At 39.5% G+C, this 25,543-nt stretch carries 26 protein-coding genes and 1 pseudogene; 10 read left to right on the top strand and 17 right to left on the bottom strand.

The genetic code is table 11. The features are described 5' to 3' along the window. Positions 1 to 171: 171 nt before the first annotated feature. The 4 genes from folE2 to ABX891_RS04800 all read left to right on the top strand — a co-directional run bounded on the left by folE2 (position 172) and on the right by ABX891_RS04800 (position 3,579). A complete protein-coding gene (folE2, locus tag ABX891_RS04815; RefSeq protein ID WP_024605360.1) occupies positions 172 to 1,092 on the top strand; it encodes a GTP cyclohydrolase FolE2 in 921 nt (306 codons plus the stop codon). 115 nt (positions 1,093 to 1,207) lie between these two features. Continuing rightward, positions 1,208 to 1,804 carry a DUF2726 domain-containing protein gene (locus tag ABX891_RS04810; RefSeq protein ID WP_002962552.1) on the top strand — a complete coding sequence of 199 codons (597 nt, stop codon included), beginning with the start codon at positions 1,208 to 1,210 and terminating at the stop codon, positions 1,802 to 1,804. A gap of 122 nt (positions 1,805 to 1,926) precedes the next feature. After that, positions 1,927 to 2,634 (top strand): 5'-methylthioadenosine/S-adenosylhomocysteine nucleosidase, encoded by a 708-nt coding sequence (gene mtnN, locus ABX891_RS04805; protein WP_024597687.1) that lies wholly within the window; start codon positions 1,927 to 1,929, stop codon positions 2,632 to 2,634. Further along, on the top strand, positions 2,635 to 3,579 hold the full coding sequence (locus tag ABX891_RS04800) for a cobalamin biosynthesis protein CobD/CbiB (RefSeq protein WP_024604113.1): 945 nt from the start codon (positions 2,635 to 2,637) through the stop codon (positions 3,577 to 3,579). A gap of 64 nt (positions 3,580 to 3,643) precedes the next feature. On the opposite strand, the gene tyrS is transcribed toward ABX891_RS04800, so the two are convergent. Continuing rightward, complete coding sequence (gene tyrS, locus ABX891_RS04795) at positions 3,644 to 4,843, bottom strand: tyrosine--tRNA ligase (RefSeq protein WP_354629001.1); 1,200 nt, start codon at positions 4,841 to 4,843, stop codon at positions 3,644 to 3,646. Positions 4,844 to 5,166: 323 nt separating this feature from the next. On the opposite strand from tyrS, the gene ABX891_RS04790 reads away from it, so the two are divergent. After that, positions 5,167 to 6,480: a peptidoglycan DD-metalloendopeptidase family protein gene (locus tag ABX891_RS04790; protein WP_024597684.1), complete on the top strand. Its 1,314-nt coding sequence runs from the start codon at positions 5,167 to 5,169 to the stop codon at positions 6,478 to 6,480. Positions 6,481 to 6,554: 74 nt separating this feature from the next. On the opposite strand, the gene ABX891_RS04785 is transcribed toward ABX891_RS04790, so the two are convergent. From ABX891_RS04785 to ABX891_RS04765, 5 genes are all read right to left on the bottom strand, one after another. Continuing rightward, positions 6,555 to 6,731 carry a hypothetical protein gene (locus tag ABX891_RS04785; protein WP_007583822.1) on the bottom strand — a complete coding sequence of 59 codons (177 nt, stop codon included), beginning with the start codon at positions 6,729 to 6,731 and terminating at the stop codon, positions 6,555 to 6,557. 13 nt (positions 6,732 to 6,744) lie between these two features. Next, on the bottom strand, positions 6,745 to 7,716 hold the full coding sequence (locus tag ABX891_RS04780) for an aldo/keto reductase (protein ID WP_024604017.1): 972 nt from the start codon (positions 7,714 to 7,716) through the stop codon (positions 6,745 to 6,747). Between the two features lie 142 nt (positions 7,717 to 7,858). Next, positions 7,859 to 8,989 carry a sodium ion-translocating decarboxylase subunit beta gene (locus ABX891_RS04775; RefSeq protein WP_008134608.1) on the bottom strand — a complete coding sequence of 377 codons (1,131 nt, stop codon included), beginning with the start codon at positions 8,987 to 8,989 and terminating at the stop codon, positions 7,859 to 7,861. Positions 8,990 to 9,002: 13 nt separating this feature from the next. Beyond that, complete coding sequence (oadA, locus tag ABX891_RS04770) at positions 9,003 to 10,784, bottom strand: sodium-extruding oxaloacetate decarboxylase subunit alpha (protein WP_149593969.1); 1,782 nt, start codon at positions 10,782 to 10,784, stop codon at positions 9,003 to 9,005. 11 nt (positions 10,785 to 10,795) lie between these two features. Further along, positions 10,796 to 11,041, bottom strand: a complete 246-nt coding sequence (locus tag ABX891_RS04765) for an OadG family protein (RefSeq protein ID WP_002961940.1) — start codon at positions 11,039 to 11,041, stop codon at positions 10,796 to 10,798. A 518-nt stretch (positions 11,042 to 11,559) separates the two neighbouring features. Between ABX891_RS04765 and ABX891_RS04760 the strand changes: the two genes are divergently transcribed. The 3 genes from ABX891_RS04760 to ABX891_RS04750 all read left to right on the top strand — a co-directional run bounded on the left by ABX891_RS04760 (position 11,560) and on the right by ABX891_RS04750 (position 12,585). Further along, on the top strand, positions 11,560 to 11,733 hold the full coding sequence (locus ABX891_RS04760; RefSeq protein ID WP_002961939.1) for a DUF1328 domain-containing protein: 174 nt from the start codon (positions 11,560 to 11,562) through the stop codon (positions 11,731 to 11,733). A 58-nt stretch (positions 11,734 to 11,791) separates the two neighbouring features. Continuing rightward, on the top strand, positions 11,792 to 11,983 hold the full coding sequence (locus ABX891_RS04755) for a hypothetical protein (RefSeq protein WP_002961938.1): 192 nt from the start codon (positions 11,792 to 11,794) through the stop codon (positions 11,981 to 11,983). Positions 11,984 to 12,117: 134 nt separating this feature from the next. Then, positions 12,118 to 12,585, top strand: coding sequence for a YcxB family protein (locus ABX891_RS04750; protein ID WP_165744115.1), 468 nt, complete (start codon positions 12,118 to 12,120; stop codon positions 12,583 to 12,585). Between the two features lie 50 nt (positions 12,586 to 12,635). Here the strand turns inward: ABX891_RS04750 and csrA are convergent, their stop codons facing one another. The 6 genes from csrA to ABX891_RS04720 form a co-directional block, all read right to left on the bottom strand. Then, positions 12,636 to 12,827 (bottom strand): carbon storage regulator CsrA, encoded by a 192-nt coding sequence (gene csrA, locus ABX891_RS04745; protein ID WP_004587515.1) that lies wholly within the window; start codon positions 12,825 to 12,827, stop codon positions 12,636 to 12,638. Between the two features lie 91 nt (positions 12,828 to 12,918). Then, entirely contained in the window at positions 12,919 to 14,136 is a 1,218-nt protein-coding gene (locus ABX891_RS04740; RefSeq protein WP_354629000.1) for an aspartate kinase, read from the bottom strand. 6 nt (positions 14,137 to 14,142) lie between these two features. Further along, positions 14,143 to 16,743: an alanine--tRNA ligase gene (gene alaS / locus ABX891_RS04735; protein ID WP_354628999.1), complete on the bottom strand. Its 2,601-nt coding sequence runs from the start codon at positions 16,741 to 16,743 to the stop codon at positions 14,143 to 14,145. 19 nt (positions 16,744 to 16,762) lie between these two features. Continuing rightward, positions 16,763 to 17,215: a regulatory protein RecX gene (locus ABX891_RS04730; RefSeq protein ID WP_002961933.1), complete on the bottom strand. Its 453-nt coding sequence runs from the start codon at positions 17,213 to 17,215 to the stop codon at positions 16,763 to 16,765. After that, a complete protein-coding gene (locus ABX891_RS04725; RefSeq protein ID WP_024595741.1) occupies positions 17,215 to 18,003 on the bottom strand; it encodes a BPSS1780 family membrane protein in 789 nt (262 codons plus the stop codon). Before ABX891_RS04725 ends, ABX891_RS04730 begins: the two co-directional genes overlap by 1 nt. A gap of 81 nt (positions 18,004 to 18,084) precedes the next feature. Beyond that, the gene (locus tag ABX891_RS04720) at positions 18,085 to 18,708 is read right to left on the bottom strand and encodes a GTP cyclohydrolase II (protein ID WP_002961931.1); all 624 of its coding nucleotides are present in this window, start codon (positions 18,706 to 18,708) and stop codon (positions 18,085 to 18,087) included. 249 nt (positions 18,709 to 18,957) lie between these two features. On the opposite strand from ABX891_RS04720, the gene ABX891_RS04715 reads away from it, so the two are divergent. Further along, entirely contained in the window at positions 18,958 to 20,073 is a 1,116-nt protein-coding gene (locus ABX891_RS04715; protein WP_354628998.1) for a TonB family protein, read from the top strand. A 40-nt stretch (positions 20,074 to 20,113) separates the two neighbouring features. Here the strand turns inward: ABX891_RS04715 and ABX891_RS04710 are convergent, their stop codons facing one another. From ABX891_RS04710 to ABX891_RS04695, 4 genes are all read right to left on the bottom strand, one after another. Continuing rightward, complete coding sequence (locus ABX891_RS04710; protein WP_024598303.1) at positions 20,114 to 21,487, bottom strand: IS4 family transposase; 1,374 nt, start codon at positions 21,485 to 21,487, stop codon at positions 20,114 to 20,116. 148 nt (positions 21,488 to 21,635) lie between these two features. Beyond that, the gene (locus ABX891_RS04705) at positions 21,636 to 22,145 is read right to left on the bottom strand and encodes a hypothetical protein (protein ID WP_354628997.1); all 510 of its coding nucleotides are present in this window, start codon (positions 22,143 to 22,145) and stop codon (positions 21,636 to 21,638) included. Between the two features lie 99 nt (positions 22,146 to 22,244). Continuing rightward, on the bottom strand, positions 22,245 to 22,694 hold the full coding sequence (locus tag ABX891_RS04700) for a low molecular weight protein-tyrosine-phosphatase (RefSeq protein ID WP_039488358.1): 450 nt from the start codon (positions 22,692 to 22,694) through the stop codon (positions 22,245 to 22,247). Positions 22,695 to 22,728: 34 nt separating this feature from the next. After that, on the bottom strand, positions 22,729 to 23,235 hold the full coding sequence (locus tag ABX891_RS04695; RefSeq protein ID WP_354628996.1) for a DUF3087 domain-containing protein: 507 nt from the start codon (positions 23,233 to 23,235) through the stop codon (positions 22,729 to 22,731). 203 nt (positions 23,236 to 23,438) lie between these two features. On the opposite strand from ABX891_RS04695, the pseudogene ABX891_RS04690 reads away from it, so the two are divergent. Then, positions 23,439 to 23,633: pseudogene (locus ABX891_RS04690) on the top strand (hypothetical protein); the annotation flags it as partial. An 86-nt stretch (positions 23,634 to 23,719) separates the two neighbouring features. Here the strand turns inward: ABX891_RS04690 and ABX891_RS04685 are convergent. Further along, positions 23,720 to 25,369, bottom strand: a complete 1,650-nt coding sequence (locus tag ABX891_RS04685) for a KAP family P-loop NTPase fold protein (protein ID WP_354628994.1) — start codon at positions 25,367 to 25,369, stop codon at positions 23,720 to 23,722. Between the last annotated feature and the right edge of the window lie 174 nt (positions 25,370 to 25,543).

The raw sequence follows: 25,543 nt of genomic DNA, 5'->3' as shown, positions 1-25,543 counted from the left end.
ATACCATTTTCCCAGATTTTAGCATTTTTCTCCTACCACTACTCACGTTGTGCGATAAAAACAGAATTTTTCATGTTTGATTTAGCTCATCTATTAAACTCATCATTTCAGCAATAAATTATTTAGTGTAAAATGCCCCGCTTTATTATCCCCAAAATACGAGTAGCGCACATGCAAACCAATATGCCAGATATAGCAGACACTGCACCCGCTTTACAAACAGGTAAATTAGACTGGGTTGGCATGGGCGAAATAGAACTGCCATTTATTTTTGAATCCCGAGACTTATCTCCAGTTACAGTAAACGCCAAAGCTCGTGCATTTGTAAATTTACATAAAGAAGATGCCAAAGGCATTCATATGTCACGTCTATTTTTGGCACTTGACCTGCTTTCAACCGAGCAGCAAGTCAATCCGCAAACAATAGCGCAGGCACTCGATACCTTTATAACTAGCCACGAAGGGTTGAGCGATAAAGCACAAATTGAATTTAAATTTGAATTACCGCTACGCCGTAAGTCACTATTAAGTGGCAAAGCGGGCTGGAAAAGCTACCCAGTTGTACTTACCAGTACAATTGAAAATAACGTTATTAGCTACGAGCTAACCGTAGATGTTACTTATTCTTCAACGTGCCCATGCTCTGCTGCACTTGCGCGCCAGCTTATACAAAACGCGTTTAACGAAAAGTTTAACCAAGAAACGTTGAGCCAAAAAGATGTGCACGAATGGCTAGGCACTACACAAGGTATTGTAGCGACTCCCCACTCGCAGCGCTCTATTGCCAACGTAAAAGTAAAGCTTGATAGCAACATTCAAGAATTTGACGTAGTTACGCTAATTAACACTCTTGAAGCTGAGCTTAAAACACCAGTACAAGCAGCAGTAAAACGTGAAGATGAGCAAGAATTTGCCCGTTTGAATGGTCAAAACCTTATGTTTTGTGAAGATGCAGCGCGTAAAATTAAAGCATTGCTAGAGGCAAACCATTACAGTGATTATTGGCTGCAAATAAACCACTATGAGTCACTGCATGCACACGATGCTGTAGCTATTGCAGTAAAAGGTATTAAAGGAGGCTACAAAGCTTAATCGCTGTGTAGCTATTGCTTGTAAACCAGCCGGTAATTATTTTATAACCCATACTTTTTAGGCACGTAAATTGCTTTGTTTGAGCAGTGTCAATTTGTTGTTATGGAGTTACCGTATGGAATTCGCTTTATTATTAATCCTAGTATTAGTTGTCGGGGCCTCTGTTGTTGCGTCAAAATTTAATGACGATGGCGGAAACCCGTATCCTTTTACTCGCAAGCAAACTGTTTTTACGCAGGTTGAAGGCGCTTTTTTAAATCTTCTAGAGCGTGCTGTTGGCGATCAATATAAAATTGTTAGTCGCGTTAAGTTAATCGACGTTATTGACTGTAAGCAAGGCCTTTCAGTAAAGTCTAAACGTGCTGCTTTAGCTAAAGCTAAAAATAAGCAACTCGACTTTGTATTAATCGATAAAGAAAAACTAACAATCATTGCTGCTGTTGACCTAGTTAACAATGCCAACAAAGATGGCCACAAAGCTCAACGCGACTGGTTTGTAAACGGTGCACTAGAGTCTGCGGGCATTCCACATATTCGTATGAAAGTTAAATCGGGCTACCGCCCTTCTGAAGTACGCGATGCAATTATGTTTAAACTTGGTAAGCCTGCAGCAACACAAACTCAGCGCCCTGTTCGTAACCGCTCACATAAGCCAGCGGTACTTTCACCTTCTCAGGCTAAAGCGCAAACCACCGCGTTAGCTGAAATTTAAAAAACGAATTAAATACTCTCCTAAAAAGTATTTAAAGCGAGCTCATAAACAAGCTCGCTTTTTTGTTTTTTATTGCTAACTTCACGTATAATCAAGTGATTCAAACTCAGGAATTAAACTTTATGAATGTTGGTATTATTGGCGCAATGGAGCCAGAAGTTAAAATTTTACGTGAAGCTATGCAAAACCCACAAATTTTAACTAAAGCAGGTTTCACTTTTTATACTGGCGAGTTGGCTGGTAACACGGTGACACTTGTTCAATCTGGTATTGGTAAAGTCGCATCAACTATTGCAACTACCTTACTGATCGATAACTTCAAACCTGATTGCATAATTAACACAGGCTCAGCCGGTGGATTCGATCCTTCTCTTAGTGTAGGCGATGTAGTAATTTCGTCAGAAGTACGTCACCACGATGTAGACGTAACTGCTTTTGGCTACGAAATTGGCCAAGTACCACAAATGCCGGCAGGCTTTGCAGCACACCCTAAATTAGTTGAAGCAGCACAGCAAACTATCGAACAAATCAGTGATGTTAAAACACTCGTTGGCTTAATTTGTACTGGTGACACATTTATGTGTGACCCTATACGCATTGATAAAGCACGTAGTGATTTTCCTACAATGCTTGCTGTTGAAATGGAAGGCGCTTCAATTGCACAAACGTGTTTTACGCTAAACACACCATTTGTTGTAATTCGCTCAATGTCTGATATTGCTGGTAAAGAGTCACCACAATCATTTGAAGAATACCTAGAAACAGCATCAATCAACTCATCTAAAATGGTTGTTGCACTTTTAGAAAAGCTTACAGCAGTATCTCTGTAAATGCTTAGCAATATTGTTCAAAATCACTTGGACTTTATTGCCTTTATACTAGCGCTCCTTGCTGAGCGCTTTATTCCCCTTATTAGCTGGTATCATCCTAATACGGCGTTAAATGCTGTTTTTAGTGCTATTGGCAAACGTATATACAAAAGCAAAGAACCTAAAAGCTATCAATATTTGGCAGCTATCCTCGCAAGCTCACTTATTTTAAGTGTTATTCTCATTATTGTAGTGTTACTACTCGAGTTTGCTTTTTATCCTGAATTACTCGCTGGCCTTATTTTATATTTATGCCTAGAAAGTAAGAGCATTGATAAAAAAGCACTTCGCATTGCAAAGCTAACTAAACAAAATCAAAAATCCACAGCACGCGAATTACTAAAACCACTGCTTGCCCGTGAAGTTAATAGACTTTCATCTGCTGGTATTATCAAAGCATTAATTGAGAGCTTAATACTGCGCACCGCTCGATACTATTTCGTAGTCATATTTATATTTTTAGCATTTGGTCCTATTGCTGCCCTTGCCTATCGGTTACTTACCTTAATACAACAAGCCTGGCGTAGTGATATCCCCCCAAATAGTTACTTTTTAAAACCGCTTAAAACACTCTTGTTTATTATTGAATATATTCCCATGCGCTTACTCGCTTTAACTATTGCAGCAAGTCGAGCAAGCAAACAAAGCATGCATTATATAAAGCATTATGGCAGGCATTTTTATCAAACAAATACAGGCTGGCTCTTAAGCACATGTTCTGCATCGCTTGGCGTGCAGCTGGGCGGACCAGCTGTTTATTTTGGAACTCGCTTTAATAAAATGCGTATTGGTACTGATAGACTACCTACACCCGAGGATGTACCTGTAATAATTAATAGGTTAAATCAGGCCCGTGTATTTTGGTTGTTAGTAATAGCCAGCATTGAAATATTAAAATTGATTTAAAGGGCTCAAAATACGAGCACAAAAAAAACCAGCCGAGGCTGGTTTTTTAGTTTTTAAACTGTGCTTAAGCTACAGTGATGTTTGCAAACTTACGTTTACCTACTTGGTAAATAGCCGTTGTGCCTTTTGCTATTTCAAGTTTGGTATCAGTGATTTTATCTTCACCGTTAAGTTTAACTGCACCTTGCTTAATCATACGCATTGCTTCTGATGTACTTACTACTAAATTTGCTTCTTTAAGCAAGTTAGCAATTAAAATAGTATCTTCTGCGATAGTGATTGTTAGCTCTGGGATTTCATCTGGTAACGCTTTTTTCTGAAAACGCTGAATAAAATCATCATGTGCACCTTGTGCATCAGCTTCACTATGAAAACGAGCAATTAGCTCTTTAGCTAGTTCAATTTTAATATCGCGCGGATTCGTACCTTGCTCAACACGTTCTTTTTGAGCTGCAATTTCTTCAATAGAAAGCGCACTTAATAAGTCGTAGTAACGCCACATTAGCACATCACTAATTGACATTATTTTGCCAAACATATCGTTAGGTGTATCAGTAATACCAATGTAGTTACCAAGCGACTTAGACATTTTTTGAACGCCGTCAGTACCTTCAAGTAATGGCATCATTAATACTGTTTGCGGCTTTTGACCTTCTACTTTTTGTAGCTCACGGCCCATTAACAAGTTAAAGCGCTGATCAGTACCACCTAGTTCAACATCTGACTCTAGTGCAACCGAATCCCAACCTTGTACCAGTGGATATAAAAACTCATGAATTGCAATTGGTTGGCCGCTTCCATAACGCTTTTTAAAGTCATCACGTTCAAGCATACGTGCTACGGTTTGGTTTGCAGCAAGTTTAATCATGCCTGCAGCGCCTAACTTTTCCATCCAAGTGGAGTTAAATGCAACAGTGGTTTTAGCAGGATCTAGAATTTTGAATACTTGTTCTTTATATGTTTCGGCATTGGCTAGTACGTCTTCACGAGTAAGTGGTTTACGCGTTACGTTTTTCCCCGTTGGGTCACCAATCATGCCGGTAAAGTCACCAATTAAGAAAATAACCTCATGACCTAAATCCTGAAAGGTTTTCATTTTATTAATTAGTACAGTGTGTCCTAAGTGTAAATCAGGCGCTGTAGGATCAAAGCCTGCTTTTATTTTTAGCTTCTTGCCCGACTTTAGTTTTTCAACTAGTTCGTCTTCAATTAATATTTCTTCTGCACCGCGTTTTATCTCTGCTAGAGCGGTTTGTAAATCCACTGTGTATTACTCCAAAATTCTGCCGACGAAGGGGCGACTAGTTACTTGCGTAGTCACGGTTTAATAAAGGTTTAAACCGAATAAATAGATGTAGCTAACATAACAAATTTCTACCTAATTAAAACAACTTTTTAAGTGATTCATGCAACTAAACTAAATCAATTGAGTCTTAGCTAGGTAGAGCGTTAAAAAAGGCTTTCTAAGCCCGATTTTAGCGTAGTTTAAGGTCAGTTTAAATCTACAAAACACTAGTATTCGTACATTATTAAGTATATCCTGCAATATTATGTATTTATTATCTTGACAGCAGAAAAAGGCACGTTATGGTTCACGTGGTTCACACGCTCCCCAAAAAACACAAATTGCTTATTCTAGGTTTGGTTTCTGCTATTGTTGGCTTAGCCTTTCTTCCTTCTGAAAAAGCCACTGCATCCAAAGACAATAGTGCAAATGCACTAGAAATTGGTAAGCGCTATGAGTTACAAGTTAAAGTTGATAACAACGAAAAATTAACTGAGCTAAATTCAGAGCAAGCAGCAGAAAAGTTACCAGAATACGACTTTGTCGATCATAAAGTTAAAAATGGCGACAATTTAGCAATTATCTTTAAGCGTGCTGGTTTTTCGGCTCAAACGCTTCATAAACTAATTAACACTAATGCGGAGACTCGCAAACTGACTAAAATTCACCCAGGTGAAATACTTAGTTTTGCGACAGCTGAAGATGGCTCCTTAGCTCAACTGCGCTATGTGATTTCAAAAACCGATACTTTATTTGTTACCTTAAACGAAGAAGGTAACTACGATACAGCTATTGATAGCAAAGAAATTGAAACGCTAACCAAAACCGCTGGCGGAGAAATATCTAACAATTTTTGGACTTCAGCAATTGCAGCAGGTTTAAGCGAACGCCAAATAATGAACTTTGCTGACATATTTGGTTGGGATGTTGATTTTGCAAACGACATTCGTAAAGGCGATGTTTTTGGCTTAATTTACGAGTCTCACTATGTTGATGGCGAGTTTATTGGTACTGGTAAAATTATTGCAGCTGAATTTGTAAACCAAGGTCAGCGCTTTGCAGCTATTCGCCATACTGACGGCAATTTTTATACGCCTGAAGGGCGTAGCATGAAAAAAGCATTTTTACGTGCGCCTGTAAGCTTTAAATATATTAGTTCGAGCTTTAATCCTCGCCGCTTACACCCTGTTACTGGGCAAGTTAGAGCCCACCGTGGTATCGACTTTGCTGCACGCACTGGCACACCTGTTGTTGCATCTGGTAACGGTAAAGTAATTAAAGCCGGTTACAGCAAGTACAACGGTAACTACGTATTTATTAGCCATGGCACGCAATATGTAACTAAGTACTTACACCTAAATAAGAAGCTAGTTAAAACGGGCCAAAAAGTTAAACAGGGCCAACAAATTGGTACTGTAGGTTCTACAGGTCGTGTTACTGGTGCACATTTACACTATGAATTTTTAGTAAATGGCGTTCACCGTAATCCTAAAACTGTAAAACTTCCTAAGTCAGAGCCATTACCTCGCTCAGAACTTGCCAAGTTTAAACCTATTGCTGATAACTTTATTGCCCAGCTTGAGCGCAATCGCGAGCTACAGTTAGCACTTAAATAAAGTTTATCAATAAACATTAAAAAAGCCTTTGCAGGTTTACCCTGCAAAGGCTTTTTTGTATACGCTATTAACCATTAGTACATCAGTACATAAATGAGCTGAATAACTAAAGACACCATCACTAATGGCCAAATATATTTACTGTATTTGGTTGCGCCGTTGAGCCCTATTTTACTTTGATACTTTTCAAGCAAGGGTATAAGTATCGCCAGCGCAACAAACAAACCAATTAAAATAACGAATATGTTCATATTAACGCCCTACTTATGGTAATTCGTGGCCTTTAGCGCTTACATAAAGTGCATACCAATGCTCACGAGTTAGCTCTACGTTTACAGCATCACAAGAGGCTTTAATCCGTTTAGCATTAGTTGTTCCAATAATTGGCTGAATAGATGCGGGATGGCGAAGCAACCATGCAAGTACAATTGCCTCAGCAGAGGTTTCATAAAGTGCAGCCAGCTTATTAACTAAAAGACTGGTGTTGATATCTGCCTGAGATGCGTTTGATAAATCACTACCACTGTACAAGCCTTGGCATAAACTACCCCAGCTTTGAATTTGGATTTCAAAATGGCGACAGTACTCAATACTACCTGGCGTAAAATTAAGATCTTTACCGTCACTGTTACCGGCATATACACCTTCATCAACAAACTGATGTTTTTGTAAACTAGCCTCAATTTGGTTAGCCACAATCGGCATATCAAGTGCATGTTGTAAAAAGTTCATTTGGTGCTGCTGCATATTAGACACTGCAAAATTGCGCACTTTACCGCTTTCTTTTAAGCAACTAAATATACGAGCAATCTCGTTAACTTCCATGAGTGGATCAGGACGATGCAGCATAAGTACGTCTAAATAGTCTGTATTTAATCGCTTCAAGGATGCTTCAACTGATTGCTCAATCCACTTTGATGAAAAATCATAGCGCTTTGGTCCTAAATCATCTTCAAAACGAATCCCACACTTAGATTGAATATACATATGCTCTCTAAGCTCTGGCCGCTCACTTAATGCTTTACCAAAAACCTGCTCTGCTTTACCAAAAGTATAAATATCAGCATGGTCAAAAAAATTAATACCACCTTCAATGGCGTTATCTATACATTCATGAGCTTGCTTAACATGTGCATCAGTGATTGCGTCTTTATTCCAACCGCCTCCCAGACCCATACATCCAAATACAAGTTTACTAACGTGAGGCAAGTGCTTTGCTAAAGGCGTGTGAAGCATGATAACTATCCTTAAAATGTTGAAGAGCTGTTACTGTAAACAAAAAGTGCTGAACAAGAAACCATTAAGAGGCGAAGAAATTAAGAACAAAAAAAAGCGCAGTAAACTGCGCTTAATGGTTAATCTATTTTAAATTACATTTTTAGCCAACAAGTGCTAATAAAATACCCGCAGCAACTGCACTACCAAGTACACCCGCTACGTTGGGTCCCATTGCATGCATAAGTAAAAAGTTATGTGGGTTACTTTCAAGGCCAACTTTATTAACTACTCGTGCCGCCATTGGCACAGCCGATACACCTGCCGCCCCAATTAATGGATTTATAGGCGTTTTAGATATTCGGTTAAGTCCTTTTGCCATAAATACGCCAGATGCCGTACCAATTGCAAAAGCCAGTGCGCCAAGCACTAAAATACCAATCGTCTCAACAGTTAAAAACTTATCTGCAGCAAGCTTTGAACCAACAGCTAAGCCTAAAAATATAGTTGTAACATTGATGATTTCGTTTTGAGCACTGTTACTTAATCTATCAACAACACCCGACTCCCGCATTAAGTTACCTAAACAAAACATACCTACAAGCGGTATAGCAGCCGGTAAAAACATTGCCGTTAAACTAAGTACCATAAGAGGAAAAATGATCTTTTCCTTTTTAGATACCTTACGTAATTCAGGCATCTTAATTTGGCGCTCTTCTGGTGTGGTTAGCGCACGCATAATTGGCGGCTGAATAATTGGCACAAGTGCCATGTATGAATATGCAGCTACTGCTATTGCGCCTAGTAAATCAGGTGCCAGTTTTGATGCTAAAAATATTGCTGTTGGCCCATCGGCACCACCTATAATGGCAATAGCCGATGCGTCCTGTAGAGTAAATTCAAAACCTGGCACATAGTTAAGTAATATAGCGCCAAACAATGTAGCAAAAATACCAAACTGTGCAGCCGCACCTAATAACAACATACGTGGGTTTGCAATAAGTGCGCTAAAGTCGGTCAGCGCCCCTACTCCCATAAATATCAACAGCGGAAAAATCCCCGTATCAATACCCACATAATAAACGTAGTACAAAAGCCCACCTGGGTCTGACAAACCTGCCACTGGTACATTTGTTAAAATTGCACCAAAACCAATAGGTAGTAATAATAGTGGTTCAAAGCCTTTAGCTATCGCTAAAAACAGTAATAAACACCCTACCGCAATCATTATTAACGATGGGATTGTAAAGTTAGCAATGCCTGTCGCATTCCAGAGGTTTAAAATACCTTCCATCCTCTATTTACTCCTAAGCTAATGCAATCATAGCGTCGCCGGTAGTTACAGCATCGCCTTCACTAACTAACACTTCAGCAATTGTTCCGGTATGCGTAGCGCGTATTTCAGTTTCCATTTTCATGGCTTCCATAATAATCACTACATCGCCTTCGTTAACAACTTGCCCAGCTTTTACTTTAATCTTAAAAATATTACCGGCTAGAGGCGCGTTAAGTGTTTCACCTGATGCAACCGAAGCAGATTGAGGAATGTGCTCAGAGTCTTTTAATGTTACTTCCTTAAGTTCACCACCTTGCGCTACGACTACGTCATAAACTTTACCATCTACTTTTACGCTGTATTGCTCAGCCTTCACTTTGTTACTATTTGAAGCTGATTTAGAAGGCGCTTTACTGCTTTTATCTTCAACAGAAGGTACTGGCTCAAATGCATCTGGGTTGTTGCGGTTTTTAATAAACTTCAAACCAACTTGTGGGAATAATGCATAAGTTAATACGTCATCAATTTGATCATCAGCAAGTGTTAAACCTTGCTCTTGTGCTTCTTTTAATAACTCAGCTTCAAGCGTTGCAAGCTCAGGTGCAATGTTATCAGCAGGGCGACAAGTAATAACTTCCGCTCCATCAAGTACGCGCTCTTGTAGCTCTTTATTCATTGGTGCTGGTGTTAAGCCATATTCACCTTTTAATACGCCAGCAGTTTCTTTAGTAATTGTTTTATAACGCTCACCCGTTAGCACATTAAGTACCGCTTGAGTGCCAACAATTTGCGACGTTGGTGTTACTAAAGGTAAAAAGCCAAGATCTTCACGTACACGTGGGATCTCAAGTAAAACCTCATTAAGCTTATCGGCTGCGCCTTGCTCTTTAAGTTGGTTTTCCATGTTTGTAAGCATGCCACCAGGTACTTGAGCTAATAAAATACGCCCATCAACCCCTTTTAAGCTACCTTCAAATGCCGCATATTTTTTACGTACATCTCTAAAGTAAGCAGCAATTTCTTCTAGGTGGTTTAAATCAAGCTCAGTATCACGCTCAGTCCCTTCAACTATCGATACAATAGTTTCAGTTGCAGAATGTCCATAAGTCATACTCATTGATGAAATAGCGGTATCGAGCATATCAATACCAGCATCAATTGCTTTTTGGTAAGTAGCAGTACTTAAACCTGTTGTAGCGTGGCACTGCATAGCAATTGGAATAGATACAGTTTCTTTAAGTGCTTTAATTAGTTTTTCAGCATCGTACGGCTTTAATAAACCCGCCATATCTTTAATACAAATTGAGTGACAACCCATATCTTCAAGCTGCTTTGCAAGAGTTAGCCACATATCAAGTGTATGAACTGGGCTAACTGTGTACGAAATAGTACCTTGAGCGTGAGCGCCTACTTTTACAGCCGCTTTAATAGCTGTTTCTAGATTGCGAACATCGTTCATTGCATCAAATATACGAAATACGTCAACGCCATTTTTATGTGCACGTTCTACAAATTTTTCAACTACGTCATCAGCGTAATGGCGGTAACCTAATAAGTTTTGACCGCGTAATAGCATTTGCTGTTTAGTATTAGGCATCGCTTTTTTAAGTGCACGAATACGCTCCCAAGGATCTTCGCCTAGATAACGAATACACGAGTCAAATGTAGCACCGCCCCACGATTCAATAGACCAATAACCCGCATCGTCTAATTTGCTAGCAATCGGTAGCATATCGTCTAGGCGCATACGCGTTGCTAATAATGATTGGTGAGCATCGCGTAATACCAATTCTGTTAATTTTAATTTAGCCATGTGTGTGCCCCTTATTTATTATTTGATTTGTACTGAGCAATGGCAGCACTAATAGCAGCGATGTGCTCATTAGGCACACCTTGAGATTTAAAAGATGGTGATTTAACTGGTGTCGCCACGTCAGGTTCGCTAAAGCGCGTCACCAAATTAGACATAAGCGTTACTGCACCAATTAATATCGACAGAAATACAAACACCCCAACCATGCCAGTAAGCATTAAGTTACCAGCCGTTGTGAGTAGAGCACCTATATCCATTTTTCTCCCCTTGAAACCCATATCGAAAATAAAAAATCGATTTAATTAAATATTTATTCACTGGATAATAACAAAACTAATCGCTTTGTCTACATCTTGTAAATTGGTAAAACCAATTAAACAATAAACAACATAACACTCAATTAATTTACATGCTATAACTCAGCAATCACGCGCTCTACAATACATACAAGAAATAACGACTATAGCTAATAGTTATATGGAAGTTGTTAATTAACTATCAAGCCAAGTAAAAATAAACACCAATTTTTAATATAAAATGCAAAGCCATAACCACTTGTTAATTGGTCTTACCAAATAAAGTCTGTTTAGTGAATATTTACCAGTTATTTGCAACAGTGTGAATAACTTACATAACAAAGCGTAAAAGTTACTAAGCAACTAATAACTAGAGTAACAGCAAAAAACCATAACCAATTGATATTTATAACAAATAAACTTTGGCATATAACTGGCATTAGTTATTATGAGCAAATTTGATAACCAAGGAGAAAACAATGTTACGCTGGACAATTACATTTTTAGTTATTGCTTTAATCGCTGCAGTGTTAGGTTTTGGTGGCATCGCAGGTGCCGCAGCTGGTATAGCAAAAATTATATTTTTTATCTTTTTAGTACTTTTAGTGATTTCATTAGTTTCAGGTGCACTACGTGGTAAATCACCCAGGTAGATAAAGCATTCAACTAACAAACACTAAAATTTAATTAATACTTACAAGGAATTACACTATGAACTCTACAACTTTAAAAGCAGCACTAATCGCAGTATTTGCAGGTTTTTTCATGATGGGTTGTGAAGACAACCATGCAGAAGATGCTGGCGAACGTATCGACGAAGCAGTAACTGATGTGCAAAACTCTGTTGAAGATGCATGTGAAAATGTTAAAGAAGGCGTGAACGCTGAAGAAACTAACTGTTAATTCTTCTTGTACCGCTAAAAAAAACGGCTTTCGAGCCGTTTTTTTGTGCCAGTAATAAAATCACTGACTATAAAGCTGCTCATTTAGCAGTTAGCTTGTTAAAATAAAAAAAACGATATTTAAAGCAAGGCAAAATGGCATTCACAACCACCTACACATTAGATAAACCCTACTTTTACGAGTGTTTTGATGAGTCACTCCCTTATAGTAAGCGTGCAAAACCTAAATACTTTTTACTTGTGTTGTTAGTTGCGCTTGGTTTATTTGGCATTTATGTTTTAGACGATCATTACTTAGGATCGTTTATGATCATGTTAGCGGTACTCGAGTGCGTCGCTTTTTACTATCGCAGACCATGGTGGGTAACCAGACAAATGCTCAGCAGAGCATCAGGCTCTGAGGTAACACTTACCTTTGATGAAGAAGGTATTAAATCTGCTAATCATTACAAAAGCTATCAATTAGAATGGCAAAATATAAGCGAAGTAATTGACACCCAGCAAGGTATTATTATTAAAAACAAAAGCGGCATGCAGTACATATCAAAACAAATACTTAGTCCTGAAACACTCGCTTTTATAAACAAAAAAGCCACTCAGTGAGTGGCTTTTAGTCTAGTTGAGTTAATTACTCAACTACGTATACGTGTTGATTAAGCATTGCCCGGATTAGGGTTCGACTTTTCAGCTTGTATGCGCATGTAAATCTCTTCACGATGCACTGATACGTCTTTTGGTGCATTAACACCGATTCGAACTTGATTTCCTTTAACACCTAGAACAGTAACTGTTACTTCGTCACCAATCATTAGGGTTTCACCTACTCTACGAGTTAGTATTAGCATTCTCTTGCTCCCATGTTCCAATAAAAATTATAAGATTCCGCTTAAACATACTAATGAAAATTAGACTGAAAAGTAAGTAAAAACTCGCAATCTATCCATTTTCTGTTAAAAATGCCTTGTGTAATGCACGAACAGCTAACTCTAAATACTTTTCATCTATTAAAACTGAAATTTTAATCTCTGAAGTCGAGACTAAAACCACATTAATATTTTCCTGCGCTAATGCATCAAAAAATAAACTAGCGACACCAGAATGTGATTTCATACCCATGCCAACAGCAGAAACTTTAGCTACTGCTTGCAATCCGCTTATATTTTGAGCACTGAGCTGAGCTTGATCTTCACTCAATAATTCAAGTGCTTGCAGATAATCATTCGAGTGCACAGTAAAAGCATAGTCTATTTTTTCAAAGTTATGATTAACTTGATTAATCATATCTATTTCGATGCCATTTTCGGCAAAAAGTTTCAATATTTTTGAAAGATATTGCGTGCCCGTTGGCACACCTTGTACCTTAATTAAACATTCGTCACGATTAAACGCAATCCCCGATACCACCTTGCTTGGCATATCGTTCTCCTCTAAACTTATTAATGTACCTTCATCGGGATTAAAGCTCGAAAGCACCCTAAGTGGCACATTATGTTTTCCTGCGGCTTCTACTGAGCGAATATGCAAAACTTTCGCCCCTAAACTTGCCAGCTCTAGCATTTCGGCAAAGGTAACTTGGCTCATTCTGCGCGCGTTAGGTTCAACACGAGGATCTGTAGTATATACGCCGTCAACGTCTGTATAGATCTGGCATTCGTCAGCTTTTATAGCCGCTGCTATTTCTACAGCCGATGTATCGGTGCCGCCGCGCCCAAGCGTTGTAATGTTGCCCTCAACATCACGCCCCTGAAACCCAGCAATAATAGCAATACGATTATGCTCAAGCTCATGCTTTAAACGCGTAGCAGCAACCTCTGCAATACGAGCTTTACCAAACATGTTATCGGTTAAAATATTGACTTGATCGGCTAATAGGCTCACAGCAGAGTGGCCACGTTTTATAATAGCCATAGCAAGTAGTGATACAGAAACCTGCTCTCCGGTGCTAATTAGTACATCTAGTTCACGGCTACTCGGGCGAGTATCAATTTGTTTGGCGAGATTAATTAAGCGGTTGGTTTCTCCCGACATAGCCGAGAGCACCACAACCACTTGATGTCCTTGTTGTCTGGTTTTTACAACAAGGTCGGCGACTGCTTCAATTCGCTCTATTGAGCCGACCGAAGTGCCACCGAATTTTTGAACAATAAGCGCCACTTAGGCTTAAGTACGCTCAGTTAACCAAGCTGTAACGCTATCTAGTGCAGCAGCAAGGTTTTGTGGCTCACTACCACCAGCTTGTGCCATATCTGGACGACCGCCACCTTTACCACCTACTTGGCCTGCCATGTGGTTAACTAACTCACCGGCTTTTACTTTGCCTGTTAAGTCTTTAGTAACACCAGCAATTAGGCTTACTTTGTCGCCACTGGCAACACCCAGTGCAATAACACCTGAGCCAATTTTGTTTTTAAGGTCATCAACCATACCGCGCAGTGCTTTAGATTCAGTACCTTCAACATTTGCTACAAGTAGCTTAACGCCGTTAATTTCAACAATCGAATCAAGTAAAGATGCACCCGCCGCACTTGCTAACTTATCGTTAAGCTGGGCAACTTGTTTTTCAAGCCCTTTCGACTTTTCAAGTAAGGCAGTTACTTTTTCAAGCACTGACGCATTGTCACCTTTTACAAGCGCTGCAACATCAGCTAATTGTTGCTCTTGCTCGCTTACATAAGCAATTGCCTCTGCACCTGTTACCGCTTCAATTCGACGAACACCAGCAGCAATACCGCTTTCAGATACAATTTTGAATAAACCAATGTCACCCGTACGCTCTACGTGTGTACCACCACAAAGCTCGATTGAGTAATCACCAATAGTCACAACGCGTACTTCGTCATCGTACTTTTCGCCAAACAGTGCCATTGCACCTTTGGCTTTAGCATCATCAATTGCCATTAGCTCAGTGTTAAGAGCAAAGTTACGACGAATTTCGTCATTCACTACGCGTTCAATTTCGCGCAGTTCTTGTTTGGTCACCGCTTCAAAATGTGAGAAGTCAAAACGCAGACGATCTGGCTGCACAAGTGAGCCTTTTTGCGATACGTGCTCGCCTAAAAGCTGACGCAGTGCTTCATGCAAAATATGCGTAGCGGTGTGGTTTTTCTTAATGCTATCGCGGCGTGCATCGTCAATAGTCGCATCCACTTTATCGTTAACACCAATACGTCCTTGAACTGTTCCATGATGAGCAAAAGCATTACCCAATTTAGTGGTATTCGTTACATTAAACTCACCACCGGCAACAGTAATTGTTCCGCTATCACCAATTTGGCCGCCTGATTCAGCGTAAAACGGAGTACGGTCTAAAACAATAATACCTTGTTGACCATCTTCAAGTAACGATACCGATTCGCCACCGGCAAAAATTTCTACCACAGTGCCACGGTAATGATTACTATCATAGCCTTTAAAATCAGTGTGCTTATCTGATTTTAATTGCTCATTATAATCTGCACCAAATTTGCCTGCTTGCTGTGCTGTTTTACGTTGCACTGCCATACATGCTTCAAAACCTTGATGGTCAATGGTCATTTGGCGCTCACGCGCTACATCGGCTGTTAAATCGGCAGGGAAACCATAGGTATCGTAAAGTTTAAATACTAAGTCACCTGGGATCACATCCCCGGTTAAATCACTCAAGCTTTCTTCTAAAATAGCTAAACCACGCTCAAGCGTTTTACCAAACTGCTCTTCTTCAATACGCAGTACTTTTTCAATAATTTCTTGTTGCTTAGCAAGTTCTGGGTACGCTTGACCCATTTGCTCAATAAGTGCAGCAACCAATTTATAGAAAAACGCGCCTTTAGCACCTAACTTATTACCGTGACGTACTGCACGACGAATAATACGACGCAATACATAACCACGGCCTTCATTTGAAGGCATAACCCCATCTGAAATTAAAAATGCACACGAACGAATATGATCGGCTACCACGCGAAGTGATTTATCATCCATATCTTGTGCATTGGTAACGCTTGCAGCGGCCGCAATTAAGCCTTGGAATAAGTCGATTTCGTAGTTTGAATGCACGCCCTGCAAAATAGCTGAAATACGCTCAAGGCCCATACCTGTATCAACAGATTGCTTAGGAAGTGGCTCCATAGTCCCGTCGCTTTGACGGTTGTATTGCATAAATACTAAGTTCCAAATTTCAATGAAACGGTCACCATCTTCTTCAGGTGTGCCCGGAGGACCGCCCCAAATATGCTCGCCGTGATCATAAAATATTTCAGAACATGGACCACAAGGACCGGTATCACCCATAGACCAAAAATTATCTGAAGTCGCAATACGAATAATGCGGTCTTCAGGTAAGCCTATATCGTTAGCCCAGTAGCCAAAGGCTTCTTCGTCATCATGGTAAATAGTTACTAACAGCTTTTCTTTTGGTAGTTTTACAACCTCAGTTAAAAACTCCCACGCAAATTTAATCGCGTCTTGCTTAAAGTAATCACCAAAGCTGAAATTACCTAACATTTCAAAAAATGTATGGTGGCGAGCAGTGTAGCCTACGTTTTCTAAATCGTTATGCTTACCGCCAGCACGTACACAGCGCTGCGAACTTGTCGCACGTGTATAAGGGCGGCTTTCTGCGCCTAAAAATACATCTTTAAATTGCACCATGCCGGCATTATTAAATAACAACGTGGCATCGTTACCCGGTATAAGCGAGCTAGAAGGTACTATTTGATGTTGCTTGCTGGCAAAAAAGTCTAAAAACTGTTGCCTAATTTGTGCGGTAGTCATGTGCTGCATTTGAAAGTCTCACCTGTATTTACTGTGCTTGCATTGCAAAATTAATTTCATCGTAGCTAAAACCCCGATACATTAAGTAGCGCACGCGCTTAGCTTTATCTTTGTAATCGAGATCTGGCGGTGTATTCGAATATTTTTTATTGTACGCATCCTGCGCAAGCTCAAACCAATCTATTTCAAGCTCTTCAACTACCATTTCAAGTAGCGAACGATCAATCCCTTTGCCCATAGCTTCGCTTTGTATTCGCTTAAGCCCGTGGCATTTAAATATGTGTTTTCTTACAAAGCCTTCACAGTATCGCTGCTCGTTAATAAAATTGTGCTTTTCGCACCAATCAAGCAGCGTTTCAATAAACTCTTCTGTCGCTTCTTTTTGCTGTAATTTGAGCGTTAACTCACGACGCGAATATTCTTGGCGCCCTAGTAACCAAAGTACATAGTTTTTTAGTTTTTGCTTTAATTTATCATCCATTAAGCGTCAAAACGTCCGCTTGTTTCACTGCTAAGTGGCTTAACATTAATGTCGTCACTTAATGGTACAACAGGCATAAAAATGGCTTGATAAGATACAAAAAAGCTAATGTAGCAAATCGGCATTAAAATCAACAGTGGTAAGAACGATAAGAACATCGAAAGCGCCATAAATAATGCGCAAATAAGGCCAAAAACGCCAAGTGGCAAAATGTTATGATAAAACACCATTAACGATTTTTTAAGCGCCGTTAAAATGCGTGTTTCTTTACTAAAATAAACAAGTGGCACAGCGTACGCAAATGCCGTTAAATAAATTAGCATTGCCATAAAAAATAAAATTACATTCGCGCCCGAAATACTCTCAAGCATTTGTTCTAGCGCCACGTTTGGATCAAGTCCTGGTTGGCTCATAACAGCCACTGCATCGGCAAATAAGCCATTAGCAAGTAACGCCATTAAAATACCCGCACCCATTTGGTAAAGTGCTAAGCGTAATAACCCTAAACGATTTCCTTTAGCCGTAAATGGCTTGAGAATATCGGCTAGCATAATTTTTCCGCCCTGTTGCTTACTAAGCACCGCTTGGTAAAACCCTGCGGTTAAAAATGGCGTAGCGAGTGCTGCTACTACTTGCAGCAGCGGTAAAAATAAAGACAGCAGCCCTACAATGCCAATAAATAAATGCATAAAAATAAAGGTTGCTGGCTGGGTTTTAAAAATAAGCCATCCGGCTTTTAACCACTTTAGCCCTGCATCGGCTTTAAAAATTCGTAATTGTGTAGACATACTTGCTCTTAATTTAAAACGAAACACGCCAAGTATAACTTGGCGTGAGGGGGGATTAATAGACGAAACGTAATTAAATGATTAAGGTTTTTTAATTTTCTTAATATCTAACATATGCGCGCCATGCTTAATTTTTGTTTCTAGGTACGATTTATTACCCGCAACACCCGCTTTTATGTGCGCATGTGTGCCCACAACCGAGTCAACATTAATACCGGCATCTTTTAATGCATTAAGCTTTTTAGGATTATTAGTCATTAATTTAACGTGACTTAAATTAAGCGCATTGAGCATTAATACCGCATCCGAAAAGTCACGCAAATCATCAGCAAAGCCTAAATGATTATTAGCTTCGTAGGTGTTCATACCTTGCGATTGCAATACGTAAGCGTCAATTTTGTTGTATAAACCAATGCCACGGCCTTCTTGGCGTAAATACAATAAAATACCGCCTTGCTCGTGCATCATTTCAATACATTCATTTAGCTGCTCACCACAATCACAACGAGATGAGTAAAATACATCGCCCGTTAGGCATTCTGAATGCATACGAATTAGCGGTACATCTTGCTCTGTATCGGCGTTGTTAAACACCATAGCAATATGTTCTTTACCATCTTTTAAATCAGTAAATGAGATTATTTCTGCAGGGATATCACTATTTCTGCCAACTTTAAGCTGGACTCTTGCTCTTACTTGCGCCACGACAAATCCAAATATTTAAATAACTACGACACGACAATAAAGTGATAGTATCACAAAATAGGATAAATACACCGTAGTACAAGACTGTTTATGGCAAATATATGGCGACGACAGGCGTTATTTTCAATGATTGTTAAGCAATAAATTAATACAAATAACCGCCAATATTATTTACGTTGATTTACCTTAATCAGTGACACCCGCAGGCACGTTTGGTATTTTGTATTTTAAACAACGATAGGGATTATTATGAAACGTCAGCAACTCGCTTTATTTATAGGTTTAAGTTTGTCTGCTTTAAGCGCAACAACTTTAAGCACTACAGCATTCGCCAGCCAAGCAAGCGATCCTCAAACGGTATTTAACCAAGCATACCAAAGCTATTTAGCAGCAGTTAAAGCAGACGAAAACGTACAACAAGCTGCCAAACTTGCTTACACATCAGGTAAAGCCGTTTACGGTAAAAGCGACGACAATACTGCTAACTTAGCTATTAACTACGCTAAAGCTATTAAAGGCTACGGCGATGAGCTATACGAACAACGTTTTGCACTTTATGATGAAGCACATACTATTTTAGCGGCTAATCACGGCAAACAATCAATAGAAACAGTTGATGCACTGCTCGGAAAAGCTAACTACACAACATCAGCTTACAAAGCAGCTAACTTTTTAGAAGAAGTAATAGGTATAGCTAAAACACAAAATAACCCTAAGTTTGTAGCCGACATGAAACTTGAAGCTGCAACGCTACTGGCTAAAAAGTTTAGTTCTAAAAAATATCGTGAGGCTAAAAACTACCTAGAAGAAGCCGACGAATACTACCAAGAAAACTTACCTGAAAACTCACTAGAGCGCATAAAAGCCGATTTTTTAATGGCCTCATTCGCAGAGGGTCGTAAAAGATACAACCAAGCGATTGAAAGGCTAAACCGTATAGTTACTGTATTCGATAGTAACTTAAACTTTGATCACAGTGCAGAGCTAACAGCTCATTCAAAGCTTGTAGGTCTGTACGAAAAACAAGGTAAAAGCGAAGAAGCAACTAAACATTGCCTAGCTATCGCTCAAATGGTGCCATGGAAAGAATCGCAAGAGCAAACGCCGCTTTACCGTGTTAATCCTAAATATCCAGTTAACAAAGCCAGATTTAGTACCGATGGTAGCGTTGTTATGGAGTTTGAGGTAGACGCAGCTGGCTTTGTAAAAAACCCAAAAGTACTTAGATCAGAAGGCGGCAGCGCATTTGAAAAATCAGCCAAAGCAGCGCTTGAGCAATGGCGTTACGCGCCAAAGTTTGAAAATGGCAAACCTGTTAGCGCTATTTCTCAGGTACAACTCGACTTTAAAATTAACCGCCACTAAAAGCGGCTCATTAAAAAAGGCGCTTTTAGCTGTCTCTTGATCACAAGTCTGACTCAAGAGATTTTGCTAAATCGTAGCCTTCCAGGATGGCTTGTAACTTAAGCCATCCTTTCCATAACACTTTCACAGATGCACGCCCTGTGCGCTTGGTATCTTTCCAGCCTCCTAACTTTGCCAGTTCCTGATACGCCCATGACATATTTGGAGCAGTTTCAGGCAATGGTGTTTTTATTCTCTTTAACCACAATAACTTCCATGCTTTGGGAGATAACAGTTGTTCACAACTTGGAGAATCAGGCTGCTCATTGGTGAACTTTAGTTGCAATATTCGCGTCGCAATAAAGCCATTAATCGTCACCAATCTTTCCATGTTATCTTGGCTTTGAAGGCGTAAACTTTCGATATCCGTACCATCACTTTTCCAGACTTTATGGTATTCCTCTACAAGCCAACGGTGCTCATAGTAGGTGATGATAGCTAAGGCGTCTTCTTTGCTGGTGACTGGTTCACTGGTTAATAGGTGCCAGCTTAAGCCGTTCTTAGCGTTTCCTCGCTCTGTACAGCCGACATAGTAAACTGGGAGGGAGTGTCCTTTCTTATTGTAAGGCGCTTTGAGTGTCACTGGCGCATAGGTGATATCCAGTGTTGCGCTTCGGGCTTTTCTTCCTCCTTTTTGTGCAATGTGGATGTGTTTGGTGCCTGCACTCATCAGCTCGCTTGCAAACGCATAGAGCTTATCCTCACCTTCTTCAATATGACGACTTTGCATCGAGCGTACGACGAATCGTTGCTGCTCGGTCAGTTTATACTGCAAGTATTCGTAGATGTCCGCTTCGCGGTCACACACCGATATCACGTTCGCCATTTGTCCTTGCAGCCGCTCTGCCATCGCTCGTGACGCTGACTCCCACTTGTAACTTTCTTTTTCTTCGTAAGAAGTCGTCGCGTGTTTTTCTCTTTTTCCAATCGTGTTGATATCACGACTCCAGCGAGACTGTTCAATTAATCCCACAACTTGCTTTGTGTCTGGCGCAAACAGTAATACGCTATGAGCTAACAAGCCTCGTTGTTTTGCTCCTCGTCCGACATGACCCAAATCATCTCGAATGGAGGAATGCTTATAAATTAGTGTGGTCGTGTCTTCTAATGCGAGCAATAAGTTATGACTTTTTGCTTGTTCAACCGTGGCTTTAAAGCCTGACTCTGCTATAGCCGTTGCGTCAATATTCTCGTTGCGAATAAAGCGGTAGGCACCTTCCATATCGGCGGGGGATTGAGTGATGTTCACAAGTGGTTTTCCTGGTTCATTTGCAAGCGTTGATGCTAACTTTACCAGACGCGCTGTTCTTCTTGGATCACCTAAGTCCGATTTACCGAATTGTTGTTTTGCCCAATGAGTATGTTCGTTAATCATAATGTGCCCTCAAACAAGATTTGAAGATCTGATCATGACATTGAGATTTAGTTCAAAAAAATCCCCGCTAATTTCTTAGCAGGGATTTGTGTATAAGAGACAGCTTTTAGCGCCTTTTTTAATACCAACTAATACAAATTCTACGTAGTTAAAATTCGTAACTTACGCTAATACCGCCATCGGCTCTTTTTTCATTGCTATCGCTTGCTTTACCGTAGCCCAAATCTAGCTCTAATCTAAAACCAGCGCTGTTCAATCCATTAAAGTTGTAGCTGTACGTAAGCCCTATGCCGTTTGTTGTTTCTTCATCAAAAATACCGCCAATTACACAACCTAGCGTATTAGCAAAGTCAGTTGCTACATCATTAGTTGAACTTTCGCACTCTTGGTCTGTATCTCTTGCACCAATAGCGCCCATAAGTACGCCAAAAGCATGTTTTTTATTATCGCTAACTGCTTGTTCAAAACCGGCAGAAAATCCATCATCAAGGCCTAGTTTATAATTTGCATACCAGCGTTGTGTGTCGTCGTTAGCCGATAAAGACACCTCAGGAATAACTAAGTAAGGATAACCACCCCCAATCGAAAAACTAACATCGTTAGCAAAAGTAGAACAAGAAGCAATAGATAAAGTGAGTAGTAAAACTTTTATTTTCATAAAGTTCCCTTTGAGCAAGTATAAAATGTACTTACTTTAGGGACGCTGTGCAATACGACTAAAAGCTCGTTAAATTTAGCTTTAGTAATAAAATAGGGATTAAATTTTAGCGAGTATTTTATCGCTAGCCGCTTCTATCAAATCGAGCACATTTTCAAAGCCATCATCGCCGCCGTAATAAGGATCGGGAATCGCGCTTTGGGCTTGCTCGCCATATTCTAAAAACAGCGCTAATTTGTACTGTAGATGCTCAGGGCACTGGGCTTTTAAATCAGCTAAGTTTTGCGTATCGGCCGCTAAAATTAAATCAAACTCAGTAAAGTCACTTGTACGCACTTTACGCGAATAAATACCTTTAAAGCTGTAACCGCGCTTCTCCCCTGCTGCCATTGAGCGACTATCAGGCGTTTTACCTTCGTGATAGCCAATAGTGCCCGCCGAATCAACGTTAACGTTTACACCTAGCTTTTTAGCGCGGGCTTTTAATACCGCCTCTGCGGTTGGCGAGCGGCAAATATTACCTAAACACACTATGAGTACTTTTTTCATTAAGGCTCCTCCAACTAATTTAAAAACCTAAGTTTTAAAACTGTTTTAAAATGCTTTCATCGTAATCTTCAACATTAAGCGTTACGTTATGTTGCACGGCAACAGATTCAAGCTCAGCTTGTTTAATGGCTAAATCGTCCATAGTGATTAGATTATCGTCTAGCTGCCACAATAACCGAGAGCCCGCGTAGCTATAATGAATCGCCAATAACGCATCAGCATTACCTTCACGGCCAGCGGCTTTTAACTTAGCCATTTTACGGGTTATTTTATTAAGTGCTTTTTTAAGCTCCCACACATAAACAACTTCAGTCATAAAGCTATGTGTACGGTATTTATTAAGTAACCACGCAAGCCCAACGCTTGTAATAGCAACGCCTATTAAGTTCCAATGAAAGTGGCTGCCACTTTCATCAGGAAATAAAGCAATCAGCGTTTGCGATATAGCCAAGCTGCCTACAGCCAAACCAATACCGCATCCTGCAATAACACGGTTTAAATGTTTACGATAACGCGCTTTTTTTATTTCAATGAGTTGCATAACAGCCTAAAAAGTTAATAAGTAAAAGAATGCGAATGGCTATTGTAACTAAACCCCACATTTTTTATAAAATTATTTCACCCCTTTTTGATTTGCCACCCGTTATAGCTTTGAAAACACTCTAATAGTAGTGGTCAATAAAATTTGGAGCGGCTTATGCACACACTTGAAGCACCTAACAACCCAGTATTTATTAAAACATCGACTGCGCAGCTGCTGGCTGTAATCTTGAAGTGCTAGTGCAAATAAAGCAGTCGCTGTTGAGTGATTTGAAAGGTAAACACGCGGTAGAAAGTAATATAAACACAGGTGATATGCTGGCTATGGCGCATAGCGGAAAAGGGCAGATTATTGCGCTTAAACATGCGGGTGCTGGGGTTAGGCAATGTGGGGTTTAGGTGGTTTGGTCCAGTTGAGGTTGGTGGTAATTTAGATAAATATTACCACCGAGAACACAGAGGCGCTTCGCGCTGCACAGAGATAGTTAACTATCGCCCATGTAATTTAATGGTGAGGAAAGCTCTATAAAATCACGATAGTGCTCTTTAGTAATTTTGTTATATGCATCTTTTATATAAATATACCTGAGCCACGATAGTGAAACTTGCTCGGAACCATCTCTTATATGAATAGTAAGGTCATCTTTTATATTTTCTAATTTTATTGGATTATCATTATTAGAAATAAAACCTTCATAAGGGTTTGTTTGTGAAAAGACTATATTGCAAAAAATTCCTCCAATAAATTTAGATACAGAAATAGAGTATGACTCTTGAGTTTTCAAACTTATTTCTTGAGGCAAGCATTCATGATAAAAATCATTAATAAAAAACTTTATTTTTGCTGAAGGATCTTCTTTCCATATTTCTTTTATTAAAAACTCGTGTAATCCCAATTCACGAGGCGGATTAATATCATCTGTAAATATCTTTTTAAATCGGCCACTTATTATCTCTTCATAAAGAGAATGATCTTTTTCATATATACAAAATAAAACAGCTAGCACGAGAACATCTACTTTTTTATCACTTTGTAAATGTACAATAATGGCCGTAATGCGCTCAGTAATTTGAATGGCTGTTCTTGCTGATACCTGAAACGCATCTAGAACAACTGAAATATTAGCTAAAGCTATCTCTGGTGTCTTTGTGTAGGGAAATATTTCAATATTTTTACTTTCTAAGTACGCAGATTCAAATTTAGTTGTATCACTATGTACTGATAAAAAATCCTTTAAAACAGGTCGTTTTAAGCTATAGCGGCTATTAAAAAAACGGCCTAGGTAAATCTTAGCATCAAAGCCTTCACCATAAACTGATTTGATTGTATGTTGAAGCTGTTCAGTATCTGTTGCTACAACAAACACGATACCTTTAACATCAAAAATATGTTTAATCGTCTCAAGCATTTCTACTGCATAACTTGGGCGGCAACGATCTAATTCATCAATAAAAATAAATATGGGTAACGACTTACCTTCCTGCTTCTCAAACTTACTGACCCAATCATCTAACTTAGACTTTATTACTTCAATGCTTTTGTTTTTAGCCTCATGATCTTTAATCAAGTTCTGCGCAAGCGCCTTTACTGCGGGCGAAAAGTCGCTGCTCGTCGGCTTATTAGAGTTTTGATTTTGGCCACTATCAATTTCTTCATCAGAAAATAGTAATGTGTGTAGTTCATCTAAATCGATACCAGATATCTTTTTAGTTAAACCTTGTGCAATAGCGGGTGCAACAGCCTTAAACATCGAAACGGCACTTTTAGGTATTGTTATATTAAACTTAGCCTGCAGTTGAAGCTGCTTTATAATACCTGCAATTACAGTTAAAAATGGGTCGTCTGAATAGTCTTGCTGCCATGCATCAATATATACAACAGGAAAATCTACTATTAATTCTCGTGACCAACGCTTAAGAAAATATGTTTTACCTGCCCCCCATTCAGCATTTAAGTTTAATACATAGTTTTTCTTTTGTTCATCAACAGGCCTGCTCTTGTCAAACCCCTCTTGAGCCAATAGCCTTGATAAGAACGTGGCGTAGCGAGCACGATCTAATTTATCTGCAGGGAAGTATTCACCCACTTTGCAATTAGTTGGCTTATCCCATTTAAAGTCTTTAACCTCAGTCATTTAATGTCCTTTTAAATAATGCTTTTTCACATAGTGTAATATCGAATTATCAACAGTTGTATTTATTTCGGGCTAACGCCCGACGCGCCAGCAAGCTAAGCTTGCCCACAATAAACACCACATATAACTAGCTTTGGGTGTGCTCATTGCATTGGCGATCCGTTGGGTTTCGTG

This window comes from Pseudoalteromonas sp. NCIMB 1079, assembly GCF_040567695.1.
GTDB lineage: Bacteria > Pseudomonadota > Gammaproteobacteria > Enterobacterales > Alteromonadaceae > Pseudoalteromonas > Pseudoalteromonas distincta.
Note: the sequence above shows the minus strand (reverse complement) of the source record. Positions and strands in the feature narration are given on the sequence as shown.